General features: G+C 55.9%; 1 protein-coding gene. It reads left to right on the top strand.

The features are described 5' to 3' along the window. The first annotated feature begins 66 nt into the window (after positions 1-66). A protein-coding gene (locus J7382_RS19860; protein ID WP_209070720.1) for an IS5 family transposase occupies positions 67-824 on the top strand; the annotation gives its coding sequence in 2 pieces (ribosomal slippage) (positions 67-403 and positions 403-824; 759 coding nt in all). The last annotated feature ends 12 nt before the right edge of the window (positions 825-836 follow it).

The following is an 836-nucleotide window of genomic DNA, read 5'->3' as shown; positions in this document are numbered from 1 at the left end:
TAGGGTCAGGACCCATTGATTTCCGTTTGTCTGCGTGATTCACGGTTTGAAAATCGAGTGGTGACCATGTCTGATCTTTTCTGGCTGACGGATGCGCAGATGGCGCGTCTTGAACCTTTCTTCCCCAAGTCCCACGGCAAACCACGCGTTGATGATCGACGTGTATTGAGCGGCATTATCTTCATTAATCGCAATGGGTTGAGATGGCGTGATGCCCCTTCGGCGTATGGCCCACACAAGACACTCTATAACCGTTGGAAACGGTGGAGCGACAAAGGCATCTTTGCCCGAATGATGGCCGGCCTGGCTGCCGAACACGGTGAAGAGAAGATCGTGATGATCGATGCAACCTACCTGAAGGCCCACCGTACCGCGACCAGTTTGGGCGTCAAAAAAGGGGGCGTGGACGTCTGATAGGTCGCACCAAGGGCGGCATGAACACCAAGTTGCATGCCATCTGCGACAGCCGGGGACGTCCGCTCAACCTGTTCATCACCGCCGGTCAGGTCAGCGATTACATTGGTGCGCGGGTACTGCTGAACCGCCTGCCGGACGCAGATTGGCTGCTCGGGGATCGTGGTTATGACGCCGATTGGTTCCGGGAAGCGTTGAAAGACAAAGGGATACGTGCCTGCATCCCTGGCCGGAAGCGGCGGAAGAAAACAGTTAAGTACGACAAGCGTCGTTATAAACGGCGCAACCGGATCGAAATCATGTTTGGTAGGTTGAAGGATTGGCGGCGTGTGGCAACCCGCTACGACAGATGCCCGAAGGTCTTCCTGTCCGCAGTCGCCCTCGCAGCACTCGTGATCTACTGGCTATGAGTCCTGACCCTA

Source organism: Shimia sp. R11_0, assembly GCF_017744035.1.
Classification (GTDB): domain Bacteria; phylum Pseudomonadota; class Alphaproteobacteria; order Rhodobacterales; family Rhodobacteraceae; genus Shimia; species Shimia marina.
The sequence above is the reverse complement of the archived record's forward strand: the minus strand, read 5'-3'. Positions and strand labels throughout refer to the sequence as shown.